Source organism: Polaromonas sp. P1_E1_2 (assembly GCF_056406035.1).
This window is the reverse complement of record NZ_JBFUAZ010000124.1, coordinates 1-8,659: the sequence shown is the minus strand read 5'-3', so window position 1 is coordinate 8,659 and position 8,659 is coordinate 1. Positions and strand designations below refer to the sequence as shown.

Sequence of the window (8,659 nt, the reverse complement as noted above, 5' to 3'; positions counted from 1 at the left end):
GGGCAATGTCAGCGGCGGCAACAACAATATCGGTGGGTTGGTGGGGTACGCCTACAACAGCACGATCAGTGACAGCCACGCGGGCACAGGCAGCGTCAGCGGCCTCATCCGTGTCGGCGGCCTGGTGGGAGTGAACAACGCAAGCACGATCACCGGCAGCTACGCCACGGGTGATGTCAGCGGCAATAGATCCGTCGGCGGATTGGTGGGGGAGAACAGCGGCGGCGCGATCACCGGCAGCTACGCCACGGGTGATGTCAGCGGCACTGACTATGTCGGCGGGCTGGTGGGGTACAACAACTTCGGCAGCGTGATCAGTAACAGCTATGCCACGGGCAATGTCAACGGCCTCGATCAATATGTCGGCGGGCTGGCGGGGTACAACAACAACGGCGGCGCGATCAGCAACAGCTACGCCACGGGCAATGCCAGCACCGGCGGCTTAGATGCCGATGGATTGGTGGGACTGAACATCGGCACGGTCAGCAACAGCTTCCACAGTGCCACCGCCAACCCGGGGCTGCCAGACGCCCTCGGCAGCGGCAAGACCGATGGCGAGTTGAAGCAGGCCAGCACCTTTGTTGGTTGGGACATTGCCAGCACCGGCGGCAGCACGGCGGTGTGGCGCATTTACGAAGGTCAAAGCATGCCGCTGCTGCGCAGCTTCCTGAGTGGGCTGACGGTGGCCGACACCGTGCTCACCTACAACGGTGTGGTGCAAACCGGCGCCAGCACGGCGGCGGTTGGTGTTCTGGGGGCGGCTTCCAGTGGGCGCAATGCCGGTACCTACAACGGCTATTATTCCGGCCAGCAGGGTTACGACATCAGCGGCGGTACCCTCACTGTTACGCCGGCCAACCTGGTGCTGACTACCACCAACGTCAGCAAAACCTACAACGGCCAGCTCGACGCTGCCGGCACGTTCACCGCCACCGGCGGCACCCAACTGCTTGACACCGACACCACCACCGGCGGCAGCTTTGCCTTCCTCGACAAAAACGCAGGCACCGGCAAGACGGTGACAGTGGGCGGCGCCACGCTGAACGACGGCAACGGTGGCGGCAACTATGTGCTCAGTTATGTCGACAACACCAGCAGCACCATCAACCAGGCCAACCTGACGGTAACGGCCACGGGTGTGACCAAGACYTACGACGGCACACTGGGCGCGACAGGCGCGGGCTCGGTCGGTACGCTGGCAGGAGCGGCAGCCGGCGAAGTGGTCAATGCCGCCGGCAGCCAGGCCTTCCTGGACAAGAACTTTAGCATCGGCAACAAGACGGTGCAGGCCAGCGGAGTGACCATCAAGGACGCAGGCAACGCTGATGTGACGGGCAACTACAACATCAGCTATGTCGACAACACGGCCAGCACCATCAACCAGGCCAACCTGACGGTGACGGCGACTGGTGTGACCAAAACTTACGACGGCACGACCAGYGCAACGGGAACGGGCACCGTCGGTGCGCTGGCAGGCGCCGGAGCGGGAGAATCGGTCAACACCGCTGCCACACAGCTCTTTACCGACAAGAACTTCGGCATCGGCAACAAGACGGTGCAAGCCAGCGGCCTGACCATCAAGGACAGCGGYAACGCCGACGTSACRGGCAACTACAACATTGCCTACGTGGACAACACGACCAGCACCATCAATAAGGCTAACTTGACAGTCACCGCCACGGGCGTGACCAAGACCTACGACAGCACACTCAATGCCACAGGCACGGGCTCTGTTGGCGCACTGGCAGGCGCCGGTGCGGGCGAAGTGGTCAACACCGCCGCGACGCAGGCCTTCACCGACAAGAACTTCGGTATCGGCAACAAGACGGTTCAGGCCAGCGGCCTGACCATCAAGGACAGCGGCAATGCCGACGTGACCGGCAACTACAACATCGCTTACGTCGACAACACCAGCAGCACCATCAACAAAGCCAATCTGAGCCTGTCGACCACCGACGTCACCAAGACCTACGACGGTGGTTTATCCGCCAGCGGTACGGTGGTGGGGACGGCGGGCACGGTGTTCGCAGGCGACAACACCACAGGCGGTACGTTTGCCTTTACCGACAAGAACGTCGGCAGTGGCAACAAAACGGTGACGACTGCGGGCGTGACAGTGGGCGACGGCGTGAACAACGCCAACTACAACATCGCTTACGTGGACAACAGCACCAGCACCATCAACCAGGCCAACCTGACCTTGTCCACGGCCAATGTGACCAAGACCTACGATGGCACCTTGGCCGCATCGGGCACGGCCACTGTCGCGGCGGGTACGGTATTCAGCGGTGACGGTTTGAGCGGCGGCACGTTCGCCTTTACAGACAAGAACGCCGGGGCGGGCAACAAGACGGTGACTGCGGCCGGTGTGACGGTGGGCGACGGCGTGAACAACGCCAATTACAACGTCAGCTATGTGGACAACACCACCAGCACCATCAACAGGGCCAACCTGACGGTGACGGCCACAGGCGTGACCAAGACCTACGACAGCACGACCAGCGCTACGGGTACGGGCTCTGTCGGCACGCTGGCCGGCGCCGGCGCGGGCGAATCGGTCAACGCCGCCGCCACGCAGGCCTTCACCGACAAAAACTTCGGCGTCGGCAACAAGACGGTGCAAGTCAGCGGCCTGACGATCAAGGACAGCGGCAACGCCGACGTGACCGGCAACTACAACATCGCCTATGTTGACAACACCACCAGCACCATCAACAAGGCCAACTTGAGCCTGTCGACTTCCGATGTCACCAAGACCTACGACGGTGGCCTCTCGGCTGCTGGCGCGGTGGTGGTAACGGCCGGCACGGTGTTCGCAGGCGACAACGCCACCGGTGGCAGCTTCGCCTTCACCGACAAGAATGCCGGCACAGGCAACAAGACCGTCACGACTTCGGGCGTCACGGTGGGCGATGGCGTGAACAACGCCAACTACAACGTCAGCTACGCTAACAACACGACCAGCACCATCAACAAGGCCGACCTGGCAGTGACAGCCGCTGGCGTGAACAAGGTGTATGACGGTACAACGGCAGCCACCGTGGGTTACGCCGACAACCGCCTGGGCAGCGATGTACTCAGCGTCACGGGTGCCGCATCCTTCGCCGACAAGAACGCCGGCACGGGCAAGGCGGTCGGCGTGAACGGCATCGCTATAGGCGGCACCGACGCCAGCAACTACAACCTGCTGAACACCACGGCAACGACCACGGCCAGCATCACACCCAAGGCGCTGACGGTGACGGCCAACAACGACAGCAAGAACTATGACGGCACGGCTTACAGCGGTGGCAACGGCGTGAGCTACAGCGGTTTTGTGGCGGGTGATACGTCGGCGGATATCGGCGGAACCGTGGGCTATGGCGGATCTTCTCAGGGGGCCGTGGCCGCTGGCAGCTATGTGATCACGCCTGGCGGGCTGAACTCGATCTCCGGCAACTACGCACTGGGCTTTGCCAACGGCGCGCTCAGCATCAAGACCTCCGACGCCGGCACCGTGGCGCTTGGCAGTGAAGCACTGGTCGGCGCCTATGACAGCGCGCTGCAGGCTGTGGCCGGCCTGGGCGGTTCGTCCGGCGGTGGCGTAGGTGGTGGTGGATTCGGCGGCAGCGCTGCAGCCGACGCGCTGGCGGCCGCCGCAGCAGAAGCGGGCAATACCGACGAAAACTAGACTCACCCCCGTTCAGACTCACTGCGTGTAGTCTGCTCCCCCTCAAAGGGGGCGGCGCCTGGGGCCGGCGAAGCCGGACCCTCGGCCCCTGCCTGGCTCGTCGGGCGGTGGTGGTTTTGGCGGCAACGCCCGCGGCTGATGCGCTCGCAGCAGTCGTTTGGGCTCCTGCACCAGGATTGATGGCGAAATCAGGCTGCAGCGCAATAAAGACAGGCGCAAGCAGCTATCAAAACTGTAGCAAACAAGGGGCGCAAGGCTGCGTCGTGCGTGAAACCCAGGCTATCGCGTCGGTCCGGGGCGTCGTAATATGGCACTTGTCATGCGCGGCGCATGGGCCTGTGGCCCCAGATGACAGGCCATCGCCGGCAGGAAAAGAGAGATCTTTGGGGGCTTCGCCGCCCGTCCTGTCCCGAAAGGCTACACATGAAAAGCCATGCCGGCATCAACCGCATTTACCGCCTGGCCCGACGCGGCGCCAGTGCAACGGGCGGGTTCACACTCAACGCTGCCTGCAGCGCTGCATTGCTCTTGCTTGCCGGAGGTGCCCAGCAGGCCGAGGCCGCAGACGCCGCCAGCGCCAGCGTGTCTGCGGGCGCCGCCAGCCTGGCCACGGTGGGCAACACCACCACCATCAACCAGTCCAGCCAGCGTGTGGCGATTGACTGGACCAGCCTGTCTACCCGTGCCAATGAAGCGCTGGTGTTCAACCAGCCCAACGCCCAGGCCATTGCGCTGAACCGCATCACCGGCAGCAGCCCGAGCGAACTGCTTGGCAGCCTCACGGCCAACGGCCAGGTGTTCATCCTCAACCCGAACGGCGTGCTGTTTGGTGCGGGCAGCCAGGTCAACGTGGGCGGACTGGTGGCTTCAACCTTGGGCATGAGCAATGCCGACTTCATGTCCGGCAACCATGTGTTCACAGGCTCGGTCGGCTCGGTTGTCAACCAGGGCACGCTGAACGCGGGGCAGGGTGGCTACCTCGCCTTGCTGGCGCCCGAAGTACGCAATGAAGGCGTGATGACGGCATCGCTGGGCACGGCGCTGCTGGCCGCCGGCAACAAGGTCACCCTGAACATCGATAACGGCAGCCTGCTGGGTTACAGCATTGACCAGGGTGCGATCAGGGCGCTGGCGGAGAACAGGCATTTGATCCAGGCGAACGGCGGGCAAGTACTGCTTTCCGCGAAAGCCATGGACAGCTTGACCACGGCCACGGTGAACAACACCGGAATCATCGAAGCCAAAACCCTGCAGAACAAGGCCGGCCGTATCCTGCTGATGGGCGACATGGACACCGGCACGGTGAACGCAGGTGGCACGCTGGATGCATCGGCGCCCACTGGCGGTGATGGCGGCTTTGTCGAAACGTCCGCGGCACACGTCAAGGTGGCCGACGGCGCTGTCATCACCACGCTGGCCTCTGCAGGCGGTGGCGGCAACCACGGCACATGGCTGATAGACCCGACCGACTTCACCATCGCCGCGGGCAGCGGTGCGCTGACCGGCAGTGGCATAGGCGCGGGCACGCTGGCCGCCAGCCTCAACCTGGGCAATGTCGCACTGGCGACCAACAATGCCGGCGGTACGGATAACGGCGACATCCACGTCAACGCGGCCTTCACCTGGAACGCGGGCACCACGCTGACCTTGAGCGCCTGGCGCAATATCAACATCAACGCGTCCATCACCTCGCAGCACGCCAATGGCAAGCTGGCACTGGAATACGGACTGGGCGCCATCAATGCGGGGAACACTGCAACGTACAACGTCAGGGCCCCGGTCAACCTGCGGGCCGGCGACAACTTCAGCACCCGGCTGGGCAGCGACGGCGTCACGGACCCGTACAAAGTCATCACCAGCCTGGGCGTGGCAGGCAGCACCACCGGCACCGACCTGCAGGGCATCAACGGCAATCCCACCGGCAACTACGTGCTGGGCGCCGACATCGACGCGAGCGACACGGTGAACTGGAACGCCGGCGCGGGTTTCGATACCCTGGGTGGCGTTGGCGCACCAGGTATTTTTGAGGGCCGCTTCGACGGCCTCAACCACAAGATCCGCAATCTCTTCATCAACCGTCCGGGCGACAACTTCGTGGGCCTGTTCGGCCTTACGCAGAGCACCAGCATCCAGAACCTCGGGCTGGTGGGCGGCAGCATCACCGGCGCCGACTTTGTGGGCGCCATCGCGGGGCAGGGCTGCTGCACCACCTTCAGCAATGTCTACAGCACGGCAACGGTGCAGGGCATTGACGAGGTTGGCGGCCTGGTGGGCGAACTCAGCCAGGGCGGCATCACCGACGCGTACGCCAGCGGCGCCGTGAGTGGCGACGACAAGGTGGGCGGGCTGGTCGGCAGCTCGCTGGACGGCATCATCACGCGCGCCTACAGCACCGGCCGCGTCACTGCTACCGGTATGGCAGGCGGGCTGGTGGCCGAACAGGTCGGAACGGCCGCGACAAACAACAGCTATTGGGACGTCAACACGTCCGGCCAGGGCAGCAGCGCAGGCGGCACCGGCAAGACCACCGCACAGATGATGCAGGCGGCCACCTTCACCGGCTGGGACATCACCACCCAAGGCGGCTCCACGGCCTCGTGGCGCATTTATGAAGGCCAGACCGGCCCGCTGCTGCGCAGCTTTCTGCAGCCGCTCACGCTGCCCGACACCAGCGTGGCCTACAACGGTGCGCAGCAGTCGGGCGCCGGTGCGCCGGGCGTCACGGCCGCCAGCGGCACCAACCCCGGCAGCTACTTCGCCTGGTCGGGCCAGGAAGGCTATGACATCACGGGTGGCACGCTGACGATCAGGTCGGCCGGCTCGGGTGGCAACTTCCTGATCGACGAGGCCTACCGCAGCGCGATGATCTACCTGGCCGGCGTGAACCGCTCCGCGAACCCCCGCATCGGCCCCAGCCCCGATGCGCAGGTCGATGCCCTGAGGGCAGCCGCTGCCGAAGCCGGCAGCACGGGCGAGAACGAGTAACTCTCAAGCGCATGCAGCGGCTTCCTTGGCTTCAGACCAGCAGGGGCCGCAGGCGCAGCGCCCCATTGGGAGGGGCAGTGCATTACACAAAGTGAAAAGCGTGGGGCTTTTCAGGTACAGGCGCTGACTGCCAGGCCGCCGTGCCGTCGAGCGCTGTACGCATAGCTCTGAATGCTATTGTTTTGATAGCTGCTTGCGCCCGTCTRTATTGCCTGAAGTCCTGGTTTCATGCTTAAAAATCGACCAAAAAATGCCTTTTTTGCATCTAACGAACCCAATGGGGCCGGAAAAACGGTGAAAAACTGCTTTTCAGGCAATTTTGGCTATTTTTTTTAGCATTAAAAGTGCCTGTAAGGCAATGCAGATGGGCGCAAGCAGCTATTAAAAGCATAGCAAAATTTTTTGCCAGTGGGGCCCTGTGCCCGCATGGCCAGGCCGGTGTTCCGAAATGCCACACGCCGCCTTTTAACCATACATCCGGACGTTCAATTGGTGGATACTTATGGTTACATGCGCGAGCTGGCTGCTCGTCTTTTTTCCACCGCTCGCCCAGGCGGTAGCCGGATTTCCTGACCTTCCGAAAAGACTCTCATGAAAAGTCACGCCAGCATCAACCGCATCTACCGCCTTGTCTGGAACGCAGCGCTGGGCCTGTGGGTGGCCGTGGCTGAAACCGCCAAAGGCCGAAGCATGGGCGGCTCAGCACGCAGCGGTGTTGAAGTTGCTTCCGCCGGTTCCCGTGGGGGCCTCGTTTTTGTCCTGCATGCACGGTGCCGCGCCGCCGTGGTCATGCTGCTGGCGATGTCCGTCTTTAACTTGCAGGTGCACGCCGCAGACGCGCTGAATTCCACCGTGGTGGTGGGCAGCGGCAGCGTCAGCACCAGCGGCGCCACCACTACGATCAACCAGACCAGCCAGCGTCTGGCGATCGACTGGACATCGCTGTCCACGGCAGCCAATGAAGCGCTGAAATTCAACCAGCCCAATGCGCAGGCCATCGCGCTGAACCGCATCACCGGCAGCAGCCCCAGCGAATTCCTGGGAAGCCTCACGGCCAACGGCCAGGTGTTTATCCTCAACCCCAACGGCGTGCTGTTTGGCGCCGGGTCTCAGGTCAACGTAGGCGGACTGGTGGCTTCGACGCTGTCCATGAGCAACGCCGACTTCCAGGCYGGCAACCATGTTTTCAGCAACAACGGCACGAGTGGCTCTGTCGTGAACAAGGGCACGTTGACGGCTGCGAATGGCGGCTATGTAGCTTTGCTGGCGCCCGAGGTACGCAACGAAGGCGTGATCGCCGCCAGCCTGGGAACCGCATTGCTCGCGGCCGGCAACAAGATCACCCTGAACCTGGATAACGGCAATTTGCTGGGCTACAGCATCGACCAGGGCGCGATCAATGCCTTGGCCGAAAACAAGCTGCTGATCCAGGCGAATGGCGGGCAGGTGCTGCTGTCCGCAAAAGCCATGGACCAGCTGACCACGGCGACGGTGAACAACACCGGTGTCATTGAAGCGAAGACGATTGCCAACAAGGCCGGSCGCATCCTGCTGATGGGCGAYATGGAAACGGGTACGGTCAATGTCGGCGGCACGCTCGATGCYTCGGCYCCCGATGGCGGCAATGGCGGCTTTGTCGAAACCAGCGCCGCGCATGTSAAGGTGGCCGACAGCGCCCGGGTCACCACGCTGGCTTCCRCCGGCAACACCGGGAAATGGCTGATAGACCCCAATGACTTCACCATCTCCGCCACGGGCGACATGACGGCCGCAGCCGTCGCGGCCGCTTTGACTGGTGGCAACTTTGAAATCCAGACCGCCACCATGGGCACGGCCGGCGGCAACGGCGACATCCACGTCAACCAGGCGATCAACCGGACGGACAACAACACCTTCACGCTGACTGCCGAGCGCGACATCAACATCAATACCGGCGCGAACATCACCAAAACCAATGCAGGCGCGGCCGGWATGACCATGACCGCCGGGCGCAACATCCTCCTC

General features: G+C 63.2%; 3 protein-coding genes. All 3 read left to right on the top strand.

The annotated features are described in order from the left end of the window. Nucleotides 1–3,670 (top strand): beta strand repeat-containing protein (locus tag AC1D1P_RS08430; protein ID WP_477672667.1); only part of this gene is annotated, 3,670 nt, incomplete at its 5' end. A gap of 423 nt (nucleotides 3,671–4,093) precedes the next feature. Then, nucleotides 4,094–6,655 carry a two-partner secretion domain-containing protein gene (locus AC1D1P_RS08425; RefSeq protein WP_477672666.1) on the top strand — a complete coding sequence of 854 codons (2,562 nt, stop codon included), beginning with the start codon at nucleotides 4,094–4,096 and terminating at the stop codon, nucleotides 6,653–6,655. A 591-nt stretch (nucleotides 6,656–7,246) separates the two neighbouring features. Continuing rightward, nucleotides 7,247–8,659: two-partner secretion domain-containing protein (locus AC1D1P_RS08420; protein WP_477672665.1), on the top strand; the 1,413-nt coding region annotated here is incomplete at its 3' end.